Source organism: Stakelama sediminis (assembly GCF_014199335.1).
Classification (GTDB): Bacteria; Pseudomonadota; Alphaproteobacteria; order Sphingomonadales; family Sphingomonadaceae; genus Sphingomonas; species Sphingomonas sediminis.
Window position 1 is genome coordinate 257,555 of record NZ_JACIJI010000001.1, and the last position, 17,343, is coordinate 274,897.

The following is a 17,343-nucleotide window of genomic DNA, read 5'->3' on the forward strand; positions in this document are numbered from 1 at the left end:
CGCAGGCTAGCGAGAAACCCCTCCACCATGCTTCGCATGGTCCCCCTTCCCTGCAAGGGGAGGAACCAATGCTGACCATCTTCCCCGCCATCGATCTAAAGGGCGGTCAGGTCGTCCGTCTGGCCGAGGGCGATATGGACCGCGCCACCATCTATGGCGACGATCCCGCCGCGCAGGCAAAGGCATTTGCGCAAGCGGGTGCGGACTGGCTGCACATGGTCGATCTCGACGGCGCCTTTGCCGGGCATTCGGTCAATGGCGATGCGGTCGCGAGCGTCATCGCCGCCTTCCCCGGCAAGGTGCAGCTGGGCGGCGGCATCCGCGACATGGCCGGTGTCGAACGCTGGCTCGGTCTGGGTGTCGAGCGTGTCGTCATCGGCACGGCCGCGCTGACCGACCCCGATTTCGTCCGCACCGCCGCCCGCGCATACCCGAACCGTATCGTTGTCGGTGTCGATGCGCGCGACGGCATGGTCGCCACCCATGGCTGGGCCGATGTGTCGGACGTTCCAGTAGCCGACCTCGCCCGCCGGTTCGAGGATGCGGGCGTCGCCGCCCTGCTGTTCACCGATGTCGGGCGCGACGGCCTGCTCAAAGGCTGCAATGTCGAAGCGACCGTGGCTCTCGCCCGCGCCGCCACCATCCCCGTCATTGCCAGCGGCGGGGTCGCCGGGATTGCGGATATCGAGGCGCTCACCGCCCATGTCGGCGACGGCATCGAAGGCGTCATTACCGGCCGTGCACTGTATGACGGCCGCCTCGATCTGGCGGAAGCGATCCGGGTGGCGGCACAATGAAGCGCATCCTCTCCACCCGTTCGCTTCGAGCACAGTCGAGAAGCGGGTGCGTGATTCCGTGTGTCTCGACGTCGCTCGACACAAACGGAGACGTCGTTTGACCGTCCGTGCCCGCGTCATCCCGTGTCTCGACGTCGTCAATGGCCGTGTGGTCAAGGGCGTCAATTTCGTCGACCTGATCGACGCCGGCGATCCGGTTGAGCAGGCGCGCGCCTATGACGCTGCCGGGGCCGACGAACTCTGCTTCCTCGACATCACCGCCAGTCATGAAGCGCGCGGCACCATCCTCGACGTGGTGCGCCGCACCGCAGAGGTATGTTTCATGCCGCTGACCGTCGGCGGCGGCGTGCGCAGTGCCGAAGATGCCCGCGCGCTGCTGCTCGCGGGCGCAGACAAGGTCGCGGTCAATTCCGCCGCCGTTTCCCGTCCCGAAGTCGTCGCCGACATCGCCGACCGTTTCGGCAGCCAGTGCATCACCGCCTCGGTCGATGCGCGGCGGGTGGACGATCATTGGGAGGTCTTCACCCATGGCGGCCGCCGCGCCACCGGCATCGACGCGGTCGAACACGCGCTGAAGCTCGCAAAGCTGGGCGCGGGCGAATTGCTCGTCACCTCGATGGATCGTGACGGCACGCGCGACGGCTATGACCTGACGCTCATCCGCACCATTGCCGATGCCGTCTCCGTCCCCGTCGTCGCGTCGGGGGGTGTCGGCAATCTTGACGATCTGGTCGCGGGCGTGCGCGACGGCCATGCCAGCGCCGTCCTCGCCGCCTCGATCTTCCATTTCGGCGAAGCCACCATTGCCGACGCCCATGCCGCCCTGACCGCTGCGGGCATCCCCGCGCGCCGCTGATCGTCGGTTAGCTTTACAGTAACCATCTCCGGCGGAAGTGCGTTAACCCTGTTTATGCCGCTATACAGCGCCATAGCCCGATCTGGCCCGTTGTTTGCGTGATTTTCACCGACACGCACAATATCGGGGAAACCGCATGTCTAAACTGTTCGACCTGTCGCTGGTTCTCGCCGCCACGGTGATGCCGCTGACCGCCGCGCATGCCATGAGTGAGCGCCCGCCCAGCAGCCCGCCTTCGGGTGGTCACCCGACCACCGGAAGCCCTGCGCCGGTGCCGGAACCGGGTGTGCTGGCGCTGTTCGCGACCGGCCTTGCCGGCCTCTATGTCGGTCGCCGGATGGCAAAGAAGAAAAAAGACCGAGATTGAGGGGTAAATGCGGCGCCGGTTAACCGTTTCGCCGTAAAGGGGGAGTAGGATCATCGCCATGCGCCCCCTTCACCCCTTACTGACCGCTCTGCTGCTGGCATTGCCCGCACATGCCAGTGTCGCGCCGCATTCCGGGCTGATCGACCGCACCGGCTTCAAACCGTCGGACGTGGCGCTGTTCATCTTCGCCGCCGTCGCGATCTGGTTCGTCCGCCGCTCGCTGCGCGCGCGCTTTGCCCGCCGCCGCGACGATACGAAGGATTGACAGCGCCGCGCGACCTGCGATGTCGGGCAGCATGAGCGCATCCGATCCCCTGTCCGCCCTCGAATCCGTGATCCGCAACCGCATGGGCGCGGACCCCGACAGTTCCTATGTCGCACGCCTGCACGCAAAAGGACGCGCCAAGATCGCGCAAAAAGTCGGCGAGGAAGCGGTCGAAACCGTGATCGCCGCGCTGGCGCAGGACAAGGCTGCGCTGACCGGAGAGGCCGCCGACCTGATCTTTCACCTGCTGGTGCTGCTCGCCGAATGCGACTTGACGCTTGAAGACGTTTACGCCGAACTCGCACGCCGCGAAGGCGTGTCGGGTCTGGTCGAAAAAGCGTCGCGCGCACCGGAATAATGGACTTCGCTGCTGCACATCCCTAGATCACCGCTATGCCGTTCCTGACCGTATCCCGGCGGGCCTGAGCGATGGCGGACGTCATCAGCCTGGGCTGTCGCCTCAACATTGCCGAAAGCGAAGCGATCCGCACGCTGCTGGGTGAGCGGGAGGTGACGGTCGTCAACAGTTGCGCCGTGACGAACGAGGCGGTGCGCCAGACGCGTCAGACCATCCGCCGGGCGCATCGAAAGCACCCTGACCGCCCGGTCATCGTCACCGGCTGCGCCGCGCAGATCGCCCCCGACAGTTTCACCGCCATGCCGGAGGTGGCGCGCGTCGTCGGCAATACGGACAAACTCTCACCCGCTGCCTGGATCGTCGCCGATGCCGCTCCGGTGGTCGTCGGCGACGTCATGGGCCTGACCGAAACCGCACCGCAATTCGCCGCAAGTTTCGACGGCCATGCCCGCGCCTTTGTCGAGGTGCAGAATGGCTGCGACCATCGCTGCACCTTTTGCGCGATTCCCTTCGGACGCGGTAACAGCCGTTCGGTCCCTGCGGGCGCGGTGGTGGAACGCATCGCGACACTGGTCGAAGCGGGCCATCGCGAAGTCGTGCTGACCGGCGTCGACCTGACCAGCTACGGTCCCGACCTGCCGGGGCAGCCGACCCTCGGCCATCTGGTCGAACGTATCCTGACCCATCTTCCCGGCGTCGAGCGCCTGCGCCTGTCCTCGCTCGATTCGATTGAGATCGACGACCGGCTGTTCGCGCTGCTGACTCAGGAAGCCCGGATGATGCCGCATGTCCACCTGTCGCTTCAGGCGGGCGATGACATGATCCTGAAACGCATGAAGCGCCGCCATCTGCGCGCCGATGCCGTGCGGCTGGTCGAACGGCTGAAGACGGCACGCCCCGATATCGCCATCGGCGCCGACCTGATCGCCGGGTTCCCGACCGAGACGGAGGCGATGGCCGCCAACACCCGCGCGCTGATCGCCGATTGCGACATCGTCTATGCGCACATTTTCCCCTTTTCCCCACGCGAAGGCACGCCCGCAGCGCGTATGCCGCAGCTTGACCGCACGGTGGTGAAGGAACGCGCCGCCGCCCTGCGCGACACGGCCGAAACCCATCGCCGACGCTGGCTTGAATCGCAGATCGGGTCGCGCCGGTCGGTGCTGGTCGAAAAGCCCGGCACGCGCGGTCATGCCGACAATTTTGCTCAGGTCCGTTTCGACGGCCCCGCCCCAATCGGAGACATCATCCCCGTGCAGATTACCGCGATCAAGGATCAACACCTTATCGGAGTACCGGCATGAGCAATGGTAGCTGGCACGAACGCCTGCTCGGCGGGTTCAAGCGCACGTCCGACCGGCTGACCGGCAATCTGGTCGGCCTGTCCGCCGCGCGCCTCGACGACGATACGCTGGACGAGATTGAGGATGCGCTGATCGCCTCCGACCTCGGCCCCGAAATGGCGGCGCGCGTGCGCACCCGGCTGGCCGAGGGGCAGTTCGAGCGCAATATGGAAGAACTCGGCATCCGCCTCGTCGTCGCCGAAGAGGTCGAAAAAACCTTGGAAAAGGTCGCCAAACCACTGGAAATCGAGGCCTTTCCGCGTCCGCAGGTGATCCTGGTCATCGGCGTCAACGGATCGGGCAAGACCACGACCATCGCCAAGCTCGCCAACCTGTTCCTCGATCAGGATTACGAGGTGCTTCTGGCCGCGGGCGATACCTTCCGCGCCGCCGCCATCGGCCAGTTGAAAACATGGGCCGACCGCATCGGCGTGCCCATCGTCACCGGTCCCGAAGGCGGCGACGCGGCGGGCATCGTCTATGATGCCGTCAAAAAGGCGACCGCCATCGGCACCGACGTGCTGATCGTCGACACCGCCGGGCGGTTGCAGAACAAGCGCGAGCTGATGGACGAACTCGCCAAGATCCGGCGCGTGCTGGGCCGCCTCAACCCCGAAGCACCGCATGATGTGGTACTCGTGCTCGACGCGACGACAGGGCAGAATGCGCTCAACCAGATTGAGGTGTTCAAGGAGGTGGCGGGCGTCACCGGCCTTGTCATGACGAAGCTGGACGGCACCGCGCGCGGCGGCGTGCTCGTCAACGCGGCGGAAAAATACGGCCTGCCCATCCATGCCATCGGCATCGGGGAAAAGGTCGACGACCTGCGCCCCTTTGACGCGCATGAGGTTTCGCGGATCATCGCGGGCGTCGATGAGTTGCTATAGGATCGCGGACAAGGACACCCCGAATGGCTGACGAAAAAACGCCGCTTTCCCCCGGCATGCGCATGGCAATCGACTTCGGCCCGCTGGCGGTCTTCTTCCTTGCCTATTTCCTGTCGAAATATCTGCCGATCCCCGACATGGTGCAGGGGCTGGGACAGTTTCTGGTCGCCACCGTCGCCTTCATCGTCGCCACGGTCATCGCCATGGCGGCATCGCTGATCAAGGTCCGCCATATCTCACCCATGCTGTGGATTTCGGGCGGGCTGGTTATCGTGTTCGGCGGGCTGACGCTCTATTTTCACGACGAAACCTTCATCAAGATGAAGCCGACCATCGTGTACCTGATCTTCGCGATCGTGCTCGGCTATGGGCTTGTTTCGGGCAGGCCGGTGCTGCAATCGCTGCTGGAAACCGCTTATCCGGGCCTGAACCAGACCGGCTGGCGCAAGCTGACGATCAACTGGACGATCTTCTTCATCGGCATGGCGGTGCTGAACGAATGCGTCTGGCGGACGCAGAGCACCGACTTCTGGGTGGCGTTCAAACTGTGGGGCGCGGTGCCGCTGACCATGATCTTTGCCGCCGCCAATATCCCCATGCTGCTGCGCCACGGCCTGACCACCGAAGGCGAGAAAGACCCGCCCATCCCGCCGGAGGGATAAGGCCCTCCCACGTCATCCCAGCGAAAGCTGGGATCGCTGGCCCCACGCCCCTGCCCTTAATCAGGCATAGGCAAGTAGCGCATCCCGCTTCGCGATCAGCTCGGCCATGTCCGCTTCCTCACGCCCGTCGGCAATGCTCGCCATCGCCCGGTCGAGCCGCGCGCGGCTTGCGTCCGAAATGGTACCCAGCTTCCCGGCAATCTCGGTCATCTCGTACATCCGCGCCCAGCAATCGAGCGCCAGATCGCATCCGGCCGCAACCGCCGCCGCCGCCTTGTCGGCCGCCGTGCCGCGCAGCGCCTTCATGTCGATATCGTCGCTCATCAACAGGCCGTCAAAGCCGATGGCACCACGAATGATGTCGCCGATCACTCTGGACGACAGCGTTGCCGGATGTTCGGCATCCCATGCCGCGTATACGACATGCGCACTCATCCCCATCGGCGCGTGGTTGAGCGTGCGGAACGGCGCGATATCCTGTTCCAGCGCCGCCGCGTCCGCCTTCACCACCGGCAGTTCGTAATGGCTGTCCACCACCGCGCGGCCATGACCCGGCATATGCTTGACCACACCGACCACTCCGGCGCGCCGCAGCCCGTCCAGCGCAGCGCGGCCAAGTGCCGCCACCTGCATCGGGTCGGCCCCGAAGGCGCGTTCGCTGATCGCAGGCGTCGTCTCATCATGGATCACGTCGAGCAGCGGCAGGCAATCGACGGTAATTCCCACTTCAGCCAGCATCATGCCGATCGCCTGCGCATTCGCACGCGCCGCCTCAATCGCAGAGGCCGGAGCCTTTCGATACAGGGCGGCAAAAGCCGGTCCCGCCGGAAAAGCAGGCCATTCGGGCGGTCCCATCCGCGCCACGCGGCCGCCCTCCTGATCGATCAGGATCGGCAAATCGTCGCGCCCCGAAAGCCCGCGCAGCTCGTCGGTCAGCGCCCGCAACTGGGCGCGGTCGGCGACATTGCGTTTGAACAGGATATAGCCCGCAGGCTCGCTCTCACGAAAAAACGCGCGCTCATCGTCGGTCAGGCAAAGCCCCGACAGGCCGTAAATCACTGGCTTCATGCGGCCTGCGCTAGCAAATCCCCGCGCCCGCGCAAATCCGCTTTACTATACAATAGGAGATTGAATGCAGCGTTCGCCGCATTCAATCTCTCGGGATATAGCAGGCCTCACCCGCGACCTTCAGCTTGTTGCACAACTCCGTTGCCGCCGATGCGCTGCCTGCATTGACGCGCAGACGATAGACGGTCGTATCGTTGACCTTCGCCTGCTCCACCGACTGGCCCAGCGCGGCGAGATAGCTGAAGCGTTCGGACATACGCTTCCACGCCGCATTGGCACCCGAACGGCTGGGGAAGGAACCAAGCTGCACGATCGCGCCGCCCGCCGTATCGACGCCCTTAGCGCTCGGCGCTTTCGTCGAACCACCCTTGCCGGAACCGGATGTCGTCGCCGGAACCGATGCCACCACCCGGCTTGATCCCTTGCCTTCGGGCTTGGACGAAGGCTGAACCTTCTTGCCGTCGACCGGTGCTTCGGGAAGTGCGTTGACGTCGATCGAACCGTTGGTCACCACGCCTTCGCTGGTATCGAAACGGGTGTCGCCTTCCCCGGCGACTTTCATGCCGCCGCTGTCGGTCGGCTTGACCTTGTAATCGCCTTCCTGCGCATTGATCAGCGCGCCGTTGCCGCCCGTGGTTTCATGGCGCTGCCACATCCACCAGCCGAAAATCACCGCGGCAAGGATCGCCAGCCCGATCAGCACCAGTCCCAGTACGCGCCAGGGCGATGGTCCGTCTTCACCGTCTTCCTCGACCGTTTCAAGCCAGGGCAGCCGGTCCTCGTCATCCTCCGGCACGTGCGTGTCGGCCATCAATGCATCTCCTCAACGGCCCGGACCCCCATGATCCCCAGCCCGTTGCGGATAATCTGCCCGATCGCATCGGCCAGATAAAGTCGCGCGCAGGTCAGGCCCGAATCCTCCGCAATCACGAACCGGCGCTCGGGCTGATCGTTGCCGAGGTTCCACAAAGAGTGAAAGTCGGATGCCAAATCATAGAGATAAAATGCAATTCTATGCGGTTCGCGCGCCGTTGCAGCGCCTTCCACGACGCGTGGAAACTGCGCCGCGCGCTTCACCAGCGCCAGTTCCGCCGTATCAAGACGGGACAAGTCCGCGGAATTACATTGGATTTCGGCGTCCGCCGCACGCCGTTTCAGCGACGCGACTCGGGCATGGGCATATTGGACATAGAAGACCGGATTGTCCTTCGACGCCTCAACGACCTTGGCAAAGTCGAAATCCATCTGCGCATCGGCCTTGCGCGTGAGCATGGTGAAGCGCACCACATCCTTGCCGACCTCGTTCACGACATCGGCCAGCGTGACGAAGTTGCCCGCCCGCTTCGACATCTTGACCGGCTCCCCGCCGCGCAGCAGCCGCACCATCTGCACCAGCTTCACGTCGAACTTCGTCTTGCCGCCGGTCAGCGCCTTTACCGCCGCGACGATCCGCTTGACCGTCCCCGCATGATCGGCACCCCAGATGTCGATCAACTGGTCGGCCGACTGACTCTTCTGGAAATGATAGGCCAGGTCGGCACCGAAATAGGTCCATTGCCCGTTCGACTTTTTGATCGGCCGGTCCTGATCGTCGCCGAACCGGGTCGAGCGGAACAGCGGCAGTTCCACCGGCTCCCAATCCTCGGGCGTCTCGCCCTTCGGCGCTTCCAATATCCCGTCATAAACCAGATCGTGCTCGCGCAGCCATTTCTCCGCCGCTTCGGGTTTGCCCGCCGCCTGCAACTCGGCTTCCGAAGAAAAAATGTCGTGGTGAATGCCCAGCAGCGCCAGATCCGCCTTGATTCGCTCCAGCATCGCCAGCACCGCGCGTTTGCGGAACAGCGCCAGCCATGCATCCTCCGGCGCGGTCAGGAACTTGCCGCGATATTCCTTCGCCAGTTCCTCACCCACGGGCTTCAGATAATCACCCGGATACAGACCTTCGGGGATCGCGCCGATTTCCTCGCCCAGCGCTTCGCGATAGCGCAGATGCGCCGACCGGGCGAGCACATCCACCTGCCCGCCCGCATCATTGACATAATATTCGCGGATGACCTTGTGCCCGGCAAATTCCAGCAGGCTGGCCAGCGCATCGCCGACCACCGCGCCGCGACAATGGCCCATATGCATCGGTCCCGTAGGATTTGCCGATACATATTCGATGTTTACGGCAATATCTTCACCCATTTTCGAGCGGCCATAGCCGTCACCTGCTGCATGGATCGCGCTCAATTCCTCGCGCCAGGTCGCATCGGTCAGCGTCATGTTGATGAAGCCCGGACCGGCAATGCTCACCGATGCCACTGCATCCAGTGCCTCCAGTTGCGGGGCGATTTTCTCGGCCAGCGCACGCGGATTTGTCTTTGCCGGTTTCGCCAGCACCATCGCCGCATTCGTCGCCAGATCGCCATGGCTGTGGTCGCGTGGCGGCTCCACCGTCACATTGCGGCGATCCAGCCCTTCCGGCAGGTCGCCGGAAGCGGTCAGCGTGTCGAGAATCGTGTCGAGATGGGCAGCAAAGCGTGCGTAGAGAGTCATGCCGTTTCCGTAAAATATACCGTTGCGACCGCGCTTACCGGATTAGCGCGCCGCATTGAAGCACGTCGTTATCGTGCCGGTACCAATACCGGACGACGGGCCAGCCGGATGCTGTGCAGCGCAAAGAGCACCAGCCCGGCCCAGATCAGCACGAAACAGGCGAGATGCGGCATCGACAGCGGTTCGTGGAACAGCGTGACGGCAATCAGGAACTGCAGGCTCGGCGCGATATATTGCAACAGCCCCAGCGTCGTCAGTCGCAATCGCCTGGCCGCGGCGGCAAACAGCAACAGCGGCGTGACCGTCAGCGGTCCCATCGTCATCAGCAACAGCGTCGTTTTGACGTCACTGCCAAAGGACAGGCTACCCTGTTCGCCCAGCCAGACCAGATAGCCGAACGCGGGCAATGCCAGCAACAGCGTCTCCACCGTCAGCCCCTCGATCGGCTCCACCGGCGCGCGTTTGCGCACATAGCCGTAAAAGGCGAAGGAAAAGGCCAGCAACAGGCTGACCCACAAGGCATCCGGGGCTTCCGCCGCAAGGATCGCCACGCCCGCTGCCGCCAGCGCCACGGCAATCCCCTGCACGCGATCCAGCCGCTCACCCAGCAGCATCGTACCCAGCAGCACGTTGATCAGCGGGTTGAGGAAATAGCCCAGACTGGCCGCCAGCACATGCTGGTGCAGCACCGCCCAGACATAGCCGGTCCAGTTCGCGCCGATCAGCAGGGCACTGATCATCAGCGTCGCCATCAGCCGCGGATTGCCCAGCGCCGCTCGCAATTTGGCGGTACGCCCCAGCGCCGGCCCCACCACCAGTAGGATCGCCAGCGCCCACAAAATCCGGTTGGCGATGATCTCCAGTCCGTCGACCTGCGCAATCAGGCCCAGAAAGATCGGCAGCAATCCCCAGATCAGATAGGCCCCGACCCCCTGCAACAGGCCGCGCGTGTCGCGCACGATGATCGGTTCGGGGGCGGGCAGACGGGTCATGACGCGCCGCAGGTAGAGGCGCTTTGGCCATTGGTCAAAGCCGCTTACGCTTTGTACGGCGAAAGAATTGCTAGGCCGTAAACCCATAAACGGCATCGTCGAAGCGTTCAAAGGGCGAACAGATCGGGCCGAACGACGCGCGGCAAAGGCTCTTTGCCTTTGCAAGCGGCGTTCGGTTCGAGATGGAAGCCATTTGGACGTCCCTGCGGGATTTGGCCAAAACGGCCCGGTGCGGCGTCGAAAATTCTGGAAATATTGACATATTCCTGCGTCTTTTCTCCTTGCACCACGCCATTTTGGCTCAAACCGCGATGGTGGCCTTTATGGGTTTACGGCCTTGGTCAGGTGCGGATCAGGCTTTGCATCGGTGTCGCGGCGGACAGTTCGGGGAAGAGTTGTTGCTTCACGCGCACGGGATCGAGACCGAAATGCTCGGCCATCGCACCCGTAATCAGCGCGTCCAGACCCGCCGTCGGTTTCAGGTCGCGTCCCTGATACAGCGCCCCCTGCCCCAGTCCCGGCCAGTCGGCGCGCACCTTGCCGCCGCGTACCGCCCCGCCCAGCAGCATCGCCAGAGAGGCCGTGCCATGGTCGGTACCGCCGGTGCCGTTGATCGCCACGGTGCGGCCGAACTCGGTCGCCACCAGCACCACCGTATCGGCCCAGGCCTCGCCCAGCCCGTCGCGCAGGCCCCCGACCATCGCATCCAGCCGTTTCAACTGTGTACGAAGCCGTCCCGACTGCGCCGAATGGGTGTCCCACCCTTCCGTCTCGATCATCGCGATCCGCGCAGCCTTGTCCCCGACCAGCAATTTTGCCGCCAGCGCGCCCATTTGTGCGGCATCCTGCACATTGGCCCGGCTGAGGTCGCCCGCCATCGCCCGCGTTCCCAGCGCCTTGCTCCATACCGCATCGAGCTGCGGGTCATGGGCATAGAGCGCGGAAACCCGGTCGAGCAGGTCCGCCGATGCACCGGGAAGCCGCGAGGGCGCATAGGATGCGACCTGCACCGATCCGCGCAACGTCAGCGGCACCGTCTCCGACACTGCAATCGCGCGCGCTTCATCGGCCGGCAACAGCGGCAATATCCGGTTCAGCCACCCGGTCTTGATCCGATAGGCGGCCACCCCGCCCGATTCGAGGACGTTCTGGCCATCGAAATGCGATCGGTCGCGATAGGGAGAGGCGATGGCATGGACGAACAGCGCATCGCCCTGTTTGAACAGGCCGCCGATCCGTTCCAGTGCGGGATGCAGCGCGAACATGCTGTCCAGCCGGGGCGCGTCGGCAAAATCCTTTGCCAGCGCCCCGCGCGCGGAAACATAGGCCGGATCGCCGACCGGCGCGACGATATGCAGCCCGTCGGCGGCACCGCGTTGAATGATAAAGACGAATCGCCGGTTGCCCGCCGTGCGCGCAAACGCCATGCCCGGCACCAAGCCGAGAGAGGCCATGCCGACCGTCGCCCCCGATACGAAACCGCGTCGCGTAATCATCGCCTATCTCCGCATGAATTCAGGGGATATGAGCATCAGGGCAAGCGCCTGATCCGGACTGGCGGCCCGTCCGATCCACCGTTCGGTATCGCTGCCGGTTGCGACACCGATCAGCTTCGGTGCCAGCGTGCGGGCATCCAGACTTCCACGCGTTTGCGCCGCCAGCCGCGATGCCGCCTCCACCCGCCGCATGATCGCATCGGGGCCCATCCAGCTTGCCGCGATATCATCGTAACCGGCTGGCGAACCGGGGTTCCAAACCGGCTGGCCAAGCTGTTTCTGAAGCCCGAACACCGCTTTGGCAGGGACGTTCTGCGCGCCCAGTCCGCGCAATGCCGAAATCGTCCACTCCCATGGCGTCTTGAACTTCAGCGGCTTTGCCACCCAGGCTTCGGGCGCTTCGACCAGCGCACTGTAAAGCGTCGGCAGGTCGCCATTGGATCGCACAAACGCCTTTTCCAGCCGCGCCACCAGCGTCGGCGGCGGCGTGTCGCCCGCGAAATGTCGGGCAAGCTTGAACGCGATATGGTGCGCGGTCGCGGAATTACGGATCAGATCGTCGAACACCGAAACCGCCTGTTGCTCCCCCGACTGGTCATAGCGCTTGCCCATGATCGTACGGGCACCGGGCTCGTGCAGCCGCCCGGCGAAAATGAAGCTACCCGGCTTGCCGTCCCGCACGCCTGCCAGCCGTGCCGCTGGGCCCTGCGCGATACCCGCCACCGTCCAGCCGGTCAGCGCGCGGGCAAATTCGGTCACATCCGCCTGACTGTAGCCGGTGCGCACGCCCAGCGTGTGCAACTCCATCGCTTCCCGGCCCAGATTCTCGTTGATCCCCAGCTTACGCCTGCCGCGTCGGGCAACCAGCCTGCCCACCGCACTGTCCGGACCGATCGAAACCACCTGATCGAGATAGAAAAGCATCGCCGCATGTTGTTCGACGGCAAACAGCATATCGCGAAAATTGCCCAGCACATGCGGACGAATGGCTTCGAATTCGAAATAGCCTGCCCAGCCGACCACGCCGGGCTTGTCCACCGACACCGCGAAGTGATTCGCCCAGAAATGCACCAGCCTTTCGACAAAGGGCGCAGGCGTGGTCAGCGCCGACTGTGCGCGCGCACCCACGGCGGGGATATAATGCGCCCGCGCCTGTTGCCGCATCATTTTGCGGATCGCCATGGCTTCACTTTTGGTTGATGCGCTATCATCGACACTCTGGCCGCCCTGCCTTGCCGCCCGCTGTAATTGCCGGATCTGGGCGTAATATTGCGCCGTCTCAGTGGCTATGGTGCTGCTGTCCGGCAGCTCGGCAATAGCGGCGGGACGCGGCTGAAACTGATCGAACTGCGAAATCAGCCAGCGGCGAGGCGCAGTGATGGGCGGGTCGTCGGCGCGTGCACCCAGACCGAAACGATTGGCGGCGATAACGGCATCGGACATCCCGCGCACCCTGATGGCTACTATACTACCATCCGGGCAATACTCCTTATTTGTCGCAAAAGTTTGTCAGGCGCGCGCCGCCCCGAACCCTTCGTCCAGCGAAATCTCTCCGACCACCTCGCGATAGCGGTTGATGGCATAGCGGTCGGTCATCCCGGCGATGAAATCGGCGATGTGCCGCTCGCGCCAGGGGGCATCCCGTTCGTCAGCACTGCGCCACCCTTCGGCCATGCGTTCCGGTTCGACGCGATAAGCGTCGAACAGGCCGGTCACGACGCGGCTGGCGGTGTCGGCAGCTTTCCGCTGACTGGGATGGTGATAGAGGTTGGCGTACATGAAGCGTTTCAGGGTGCGTTCGTCGTCACGCATCGAGTCCGAAAACCCGGCAAGACAGCGCCCCGCGGCACGCACATCCTCAACGCGCTTCACACCCGATTCGGAAATGCGCCGCCGGGATTCGGCGATCAGGTCGTTGACCATCACCCCGATCTGCGACCGGATCAGTTCACCGATCAGCTTCGGTTCGGCGATATCGGGGTGGCGCGCACGCACCGCATCCCAGTTGCGGCGAACCAGCGGTACCTCCAGCAACTGTTCCAGCGTCAGCAGTCCCGACCGCAGGCCATCGTCGATATCGTGATTGTCATAGGCGATATCGTCGGCAATCGCCGCGACCTGCGCCTCCAGCGACGACCATTCGCCCAGCGCCAGCGGAAACGCCGCATCCGCCTCTTTCAAGGCCCAGCCCGGATGCCGCACCGGGCCATTATGCTTGGCCAGTCCCTCCAGCGTCTCCCAGCTCAGGTTCAGGCCCGGCCAGCGCGGATAGGGATTGTCGAGCAGCGTCAGCGTGCGCAGCGTGTGGCCGTTATGATCGAACCCGCCATCGGCATCCAGCGCCTCTTTCAGCGCGCGCTCTCCGGCATGGCCAAAGGGCGGATGGCCGATATCATGGGCCAGACACAGCGCCTCGGTCAGATCCTCGTTCAGCCCCAGCACCCGCGCCACCGTGCGGCCGATCTGCGCCACTTCCAGACTATGGGTCAGGCGAACGCGGAAATGGTCGCCATCGGGCGCCATGAACACCTGGGTCTTGTGACGCAGGCGGCGAAAGCTGATCGAGTGGATGATGCGATCACGGTCCCGCTGAAAAGCGTCGCGCGGGCCGCGCAGTTCGCTGCGTTCGGGGTGCAGGCGCCCTTTGCTGTGCTGCGGATCGGATGCCCATGGGGCCAATTGGGTCATTTAAGGTTTCAGCCGTTCGATTTTCTGTCCCCTGGCACTCGTCCAGGCAAAGGCCGAAATACCGTCGCCTGCCAGTTTGTTGACGAATGCCTGCGCCGCCCCCTTGCTGGAAAACGGGCCGACCAGCAAGCGGTTGGTGAACCGCAACGGCGTCGTCCATGCCTGTTTGCCGCGAAACAGTTTCGGCGCCTTGGCGACCAGCCGGTCATAGGCCCGCGGTAACGTCGCCTTGTTGGCACCGCCCGCCACCTGCACCCATTCGCGCGCGGGTTCGGCCTCAACCTTTTTCTTTGCGGCTTTGGCAACCTCGGTACGTTTTTCCGACTTCTCCGGCTTTTTCGAAACAGGGGGCGGTGCCTTTGCCGGGACAACCCTATCCGATCGTTCCGGCTGTCCGGTCGCCGCCGCTTTCTCCGTGGCGCGGGCGCGCTCGACATTTTCCACCATAAGCGAAGATTCGGCCGTGTCGCCCGCCGGTCCCGCCGCGGTCATTGGCGGCTGCGTTCGTGCTGCAACCGCGACATCGGCATCGTCCCTGCCACCGCGGATGCGCTGTCCCGGCAGCGGCGGTGCGAGCCTGGCGTCGGCACGAATTGCAGGCGACAGCGACAATTCGCCGAAATGCACGGCAAAGGCGCGCCGAACCGCCGACATACTGCGCAATCGCCGGAAATAGGGGGACAGTTCGCTGCCCACATTCGGCAGGATCGTCCGGGCGATATGTTCCGCGCCCTTCACGTCGCCGTTCATCGCCAGAATGAACGCCTGCGCCCGCCACGCCCCCTTGTCCTGCTTGCGCAATTGGGAATCGAGCAGCGCGGACGCTTCCTTCTGCTTACCGGAAATGCCCAGCGAGAGGGCAAGCCAGCGCTTCGTCTGCGCATCCGGCTGCTGCGCGAGCGCGGTGCGATAGGCCTGCTGCGCCAGCACGGAATGCCCGGTCAGATCATAGGCAAGCCCGCGATTGGCGGCAAAGGCATCGGGCGCCAGCCCCATCGCATCGGCTTTTGCAAATAACCGCAAGGCCTCGCCCGGACGTTCCAGCTCAACCAGCGCCGCCGCCTTGCCCCCATATACTCGCGGATCTTTTGCATCCGCATCCTCGGCCCGCTTGAAAAATTGCAGCGCGACGACCGGATCGCCCAGCCGCACACTGACCGTACCGGCACTGATCAGCGCATCGACATCGTCCGGATTTTTCGCCAGCACCCTCATATCGGCGGCAAGCTTGTCGGCGTGCGGGGTCGGTGGCGGTACCACCTCCTGTGCAGGAACCGGAGAGGCGATGACACCAAGCAGCAACGCCGGAGCGATACCGCTCCGAAGAAGGAAGGAAACGCATTTCATGGGTGTAGAAAGAATAGCCGTCTCTGCCTGAACTACCGCTGACTCGCAAAACGGAACCGGGCCGCTGTTATCCAACAACGGCCCGGCATCCATGGTTTTGCGCTTACTGGTTGTTCTGACGGTGCAGGAAGCGCGGAATGTCGAGGGAACGATCCTCCTCGCCCTTGTCATCGCTTCGCGCTGCGCTGCGTGCACCCGACATACGTTCGAACAACGTGCCGCCCGGCTTTTTCGCCGGACGCTCGCTTTCCGCTTCCGGCGCGGCCTCGCTTTCCGATGCCGGAGTCAGCCAGCGGCGACGAGGTGACGATTCAGGTGCGGACGGTGCCGGTTCAGGCTCCTGCGGGACCATCGTATCCGATCCCAGCAGCAGTTCGTCGTCATCCCCGCTATCGCTATCCTTCGACTCGACCGGTGCCGGATCGTCCGATTCAGGCGCGCCCATTTCAGCCGCCACCGGCGCGGACTCGTCATCTTTAACCGGTTCAGGGGTCGCTTCCGCTGCGGTCGCACTCTCTTCCGCGTCCGCCGCCACAGGCGCTGTCGGTTCGGGCTTGCGCGGTGCGGTGAAGGAGAAGCTGCGGGTCGGTTCCGACGGTGCGCTACTCGTTACCTGCGCATCGCCCTCGACCTCATCCTCGATACCGGTGGCAACCACCGACACGCGAATCTTGCCTTCCAGATCGGAATTAAAGGCCGAACCCCAGATGATGTTGGCGTCTTCATCCACCAGTTCGCGAATATGGTTGGCGGCCTCATCGACTTCGAGCAGGCGCATATCCTCGCCACCCGTGATCGACACGATCACGCCCTTGGCGCCCTGCATCGACACGCCATCGAGCAGCGGGTTGGCGATCGCCTTTTGCGCGGCTTCGATGGCGCGGCTGTCGCCCTCGGCCTCGCCGGTGCCCATCATCGCCTTGCCCATCTCCTGCATCACCGAACGCACATCGGCAAAGTCGAGGTTGATGAGGCCGGGCATGACCATCAGGTCGGTGATGCCGCGAACGCCCTGTTGCAGCACCTCGTCCGCCATTTCGAACGCTTCCTTGAAGGTCGTGTTCGCATTGGCGATCAGGAACAGGTTCTGGTTCGGGATGACGATCAGCGTATCGACGAACTTCTGCAGCTCCTCGATACCGGCATCCGCCGCCTTGGAACGACGCTTGCCCTCGAACGCGAACGGCTTCGTCACGACACCGACGGTCAGGATGCCCATATCGCGCGCCGCCTTGGCGATGACGGGGGCAGCGCCGGTGCCGGTGCCGCCGCCCATGCCGGCGGCGATGAAGCACATATGCGATCCCTGCAGCGCTTCCTGCACCTGCTCGATCGTTTCCTCGGCTGCCGCACGCCCGATTTCGGGACGCGACCCCGCACCCAGACCCTGTGTGATCTTGGTGCCGAGCTGAATGCGCTGTTCGGCCGACGACTGTTTCAACGCCTGCGCATCGGTATTGGCGACGAGAAACTCGACGCCCTGCACCTCTGCCCGGATCATATTGGCGATTGCGTTGCCACCGGCTCCGCCAACACCGACCACGCTGATCCGCGGGCTCAGTTCGTCCGTGTCCGGCGGAAGAAATTCGATACTCATCTTCCTGTCTCCCCCTGCGCCCGCGACGGGCAGGCGCAACGTTAACTACGTGCGTTGTGCACTATTGCGAAACGCGACTCTA

Annotated in this window: 17 protein-coding genes; 8 read left to right on the top strand and 9 right to left on the bottom strand. The window is 64.1% G+C overall.

What is annotated here, in order from left to right:
- Positions 1 to 68: 68 nt before the first annotated feature.
- The 8 genes from hisA (at position 69) to FHR23_RS01345 (ending at position 5,535) form a co-directional block, all read left to right on the top strand.
- On the top strand, positions 69 to 797 hold the full coding sequence (gene hisA / locus FHR23_RS01310; RefSeq protein ID WP_184001134.1) for a 1-(5-phosphoribosyl)-5-[(5-phosphoribosylamino)methylideneamino]imidazole-4-carboxamide isomerase: 729 nt from the start codon (positions 69 to 71) through the stop codon (positions 795 to 797).
- Positions 798 to 894: 97 nt separating this feature from the next.
- Positions 895 to 1,653, top strand: coding sequence for an imidazole glycerol phosphate synthase subunit HisF (hisF, locus tag FHR23_RS01315; RefSeq protein WP_184001135.1), 759 nt, complete (start codon positions 895 to 897; stop codon positions 1,651 to 1,653).
- Positions 1,654 to 1,789: 136 nt separating this feature from the next.
- Entirely contained in the window at positions 1,790 to 2,020 is a 231-nt protein-coding gene (locus FHR23_RS01320; RefSeq protein ID WP_184001136.1) for a PEP-CTERM sorting domain-containing protein, read from the top strand.
- 58 nt (positions 2,021 to 2,078) lie between these two features.
- On the top strand, positions 2,079 to 2,285 hold the full coding sequence (locus tag FHR23_RS01325; protein WP_184002237.1) for a hypothetical protein: 207 nt from the start codon (positions 2,079 to 2,081) through the stop codon (positions 2,283 to 2,285).
- A gap of 31 nt (positions 2,286 to 2,316) precedes the next feature.
- Positions 2,317 to 2,643: a phosphoribosyl-ATP diphosphatase gene (locus tag FHR23_RS01330; RefSeq protein ID WP_184001137.1), complete on the top strand. Its 327-nt coding sequence runs from the start codon at positions 2,317 to 2,319 to the stop codon at positions 2,641 to 2,643.
- Positions 2,644 to 2,714: 71 nt separating this feature from the next.
- Entirely contained in the window at positions 2,715 to 3,947 is a 1,233-nt protein-coding gene (gene mtaB, locus FHR23_RS01335; protein WP_184001138.1) for a tRNA (N(6)-L-threonylcarbamoyladenosine(37)-C(2))-methylthiotransferase MtaB, read from the top strand.
- Positions 3,944 to 4,873: a signal recognition particle-docking protein FtsY gene (ftsY, locus tag FHR23_RS01340; protein ID WP_184001139.1), complete on the top strand. Its 930-nt coding sequence runs from the start codon at positions 3,944 to 3,946 to the stop codon at positions 4,871 to 4,873. The genes mtaB and ftsY overlap by 4 nt, the downstream gene beginning before the upstream one ends.
- Positions 4,874 to 4,896: 23 nt before the next feature.
- Positions 4,897 to 5,535 (top strand): septation protein A, encoded by a 639-nt coding sequence (locus FHR23_RS01345; protein ID WP_184001140.1) that lies wholly within the window; start codon positions 4,897 to 4,899, stop codon positions 5,533 to 5,535.
- Between the two features lie 60 nt (positions 5,536 to 5,595).
- Here FHR23_RS01345 and nagZ read toward each other — a convergent pair whose 3' ends face one another.
- The 9 genes from nagZ to ftsZ form a co-directional block, all read right to left on the bottom strand.
- Positions 5,596 to 6,603 (bottom strand): beta-N-acetylhexosaminidase, encoded by a 1,008-nt coding sequence (gene nagZ, locus FHR23_RS01350; RefSeq protein ID WP_184001141.1) that lies wholly within the window; start codon positions 6,601 to 6,603, stop codon positions 5,596 to 5,598.
- A gap of 82 nt (positions 6,604 to 6,685) precedes the next feature.
- Positions 6,686 to 7,414, bottom strand: coding sequence for an SPOR domain-containing protein (locus tag FHR23_RS01355; RefSeq protein WP_184001142.1), 729 nt, complete (start codon positions 7,412 to 7,414; stop codon positions 6,686 to 6,688).
- Complete coding sequence (argS, locus tag FHR23_RS01360; protein WP_184001143.1) at positions 7,414 to 9,141, bottom strand: arginine--tRNA ligase; 1,728 nt, start codon at positions 9,139 to 9,141, stop codon at positions 7,414 to 7,416. The genes FHR23_RS01355 and argS overlap by 1 nt, the downstream gene beginning before the upstream one ends.
- 68 nt (positions 9,142 to 9,209) lie before the next feature.
- Positions 9,210 to 10,133 (bottom strand): EamA family transporter RarD, encoded by a 924-nt coding sequence (rarD, locus tag FHR23_RS01365; protein ID WP_184001144.1) that lies wholly within the window; start codon positions 10,131 to 10,133, stop codon positions 9,210 to 9,212.
- Positions 10,134 to 10,474: 341 nt separating this feature from the next.
- The gene (locus FHR23_RS01370; protein ID WP_184001145.1) at positions 10,475 to 11,629 is read right to left on the bottom strand and encodes a DUF1501 domain-containing protein; all 1,155 of its coding nucleotides are present in this window, start codon (positions 11,627 to 11,629) and stop codon (positions 10,475 to 10,477) included.
- Positions 11,630 to 11,632: 3 nt separating this feature from the next.
- The gene (locus FHR23_RS01375; RefSeq protein ID WP_184001146.1) at positions 11,633 to 13,072 is read right to left on the bottom strand and encodes a DUF1800 domain-containing protein; all 1,440 of its coding nucleotides are present in this window, start codon (positions 13,070 to 13,072) and stop codon (positions 11,633 to 11,635) included.
- A gap of 66 nt (positions 13,073 to 13,138) precedes the next feature.
- On the bottom strand, positions 13,139 to 14,317 hold the full coding sequence (locus tag FHR23_RS01380; protein WP_184001147.1) for a deoxyguanosinetriphosphate triphosphohydrolase: 1,179 nt from the start codon (positions 14,315 to 14,317) through the stop codon (positions 13,139 to 13,141).
- Positions 14,318 to 15,619: an SPOR domain-containing protein gene (locus FHR23_RS01385; RefSeq protein WP_246359645.1), complete on the bottom strand. Its 1,302-nt coding sequence runs from the start codon at positions 15,617 to 15,619 to the stop codon at positions 14,318 to 14,320.
- A gap of 148 nt (positions 15,620 to 15,767) precedes the next feature.
- Positions 15,768 to 17,261: a cell division protein FtsZ gene (gene ftsZ / locus FHR23_RS01390; protein ID WP_184001149.1), complete on the bottom strand. Its 1,494-nt coding sequence runs from the start codon at positions 17,259 to 17,261 to the stop codon at positions 15,768 to 15,770.
- Positions 17,262 to 17,343: the final 82 nt, after the last annotated feature.

Coding starts and splice junctions, on each gene's coding strand:
- hisA (WP_184001134.1), top strand. CDS start 69: ATGCTGACCATCTTCCCCGCCATCGATCTAAAGGGCGGTCAGGTCGTC.
- FHR23_RS01320 (WP_184001136.1), top strand. CDS start 1,790: ATGTCTAAACTGTTCGACCTGTCGCTGGTTCTCGCCGCCACGGTGATG.
- FHR23_RS01325 (WP_184002237.1), top strand. CDS start 2,079: ATGCGCCCCCTTCACCCCTTACTGACCGCTCTGCTGCTGGCATTGCCC.
- FHR23_RS01330 (WP_184001137.1), top strand. CDS start 2,317: ATGAGCGCATCCGATCCCCTGTCCGCCCTCGAATCCGTGATCCGCAAC.
- mtaB (WP_184001138.1), top strand. CDS start 2,715: ATGGCGGACGTCATCAGCCTGGGCTGTCGCCTCAACATTGCCGAAAGC.
- ftsY (WP_184001139.1), top strand. CDS start 3,944: ATGAGCAATGGTAGCTGGCACGAACGCCTGCTCGGCGGGTTCAAGCGC.
- FHR23_RS01345 (WP_184001140.1), top strand. CDS start 4,897: ATGGCTGACGAAAAAACGCCGCTTTCCCCCGGCATGCGCATGGCAATC.
- nagZ (WP_184001141.1), bottom strand. CDS start 6,603: ATGAAGCCAGTGATTTACGGCCTGTCGGGGCTTTGCCTGACCGACGAT.
- FHR23_RS01355 (WP_184001142.1), bottom strand. CDS start 7,414: ATGGCCGACACGCACGTGCCGGAGGATGACGAGGACCGGCTGCCCTGG.
- argS (WP_184001143.1), bottom strand. CDS start 9,141: ATGACTCTCTACGCACGCTTTGCTGCCCATCTCGACACGATTCTCGAC.
- rarD (WP_184001144.1), bottom strand. CDS start 10,133: ATGACCCGTCTGCCCGCCCCCGAACCGATCATCGTGCGCGACACGCGC.
- FHR23_RS01370 (WP_184001145.1), bottom strand. CDS start 11,629: ATGATTACGCGACGCGGTTTCGTATCGGGGGCGACGGTCGGCATGGCC.
- FHR23_RS01375 (WP_184001146.1), bottom strand. CDS start 13,072: ATGTCCGATGCCGTTATCGCCGCCAATCGTTTCGGTCTGGGTGCACGC.
- FHR23_RS01380 (WP_184001147.1), bottom strand. CDS start 14,317: ATGACCCAATTGGCCCCATGGGCATCCGATCCGCAGCACAGCAAAGGG.
- ftsZ (WP_184001149.1), bottom strand. CDS start 17,261: ATGAGTATCGAATTTCTTCCGCCGGACACGGACGAACTGAGCCCGCGG.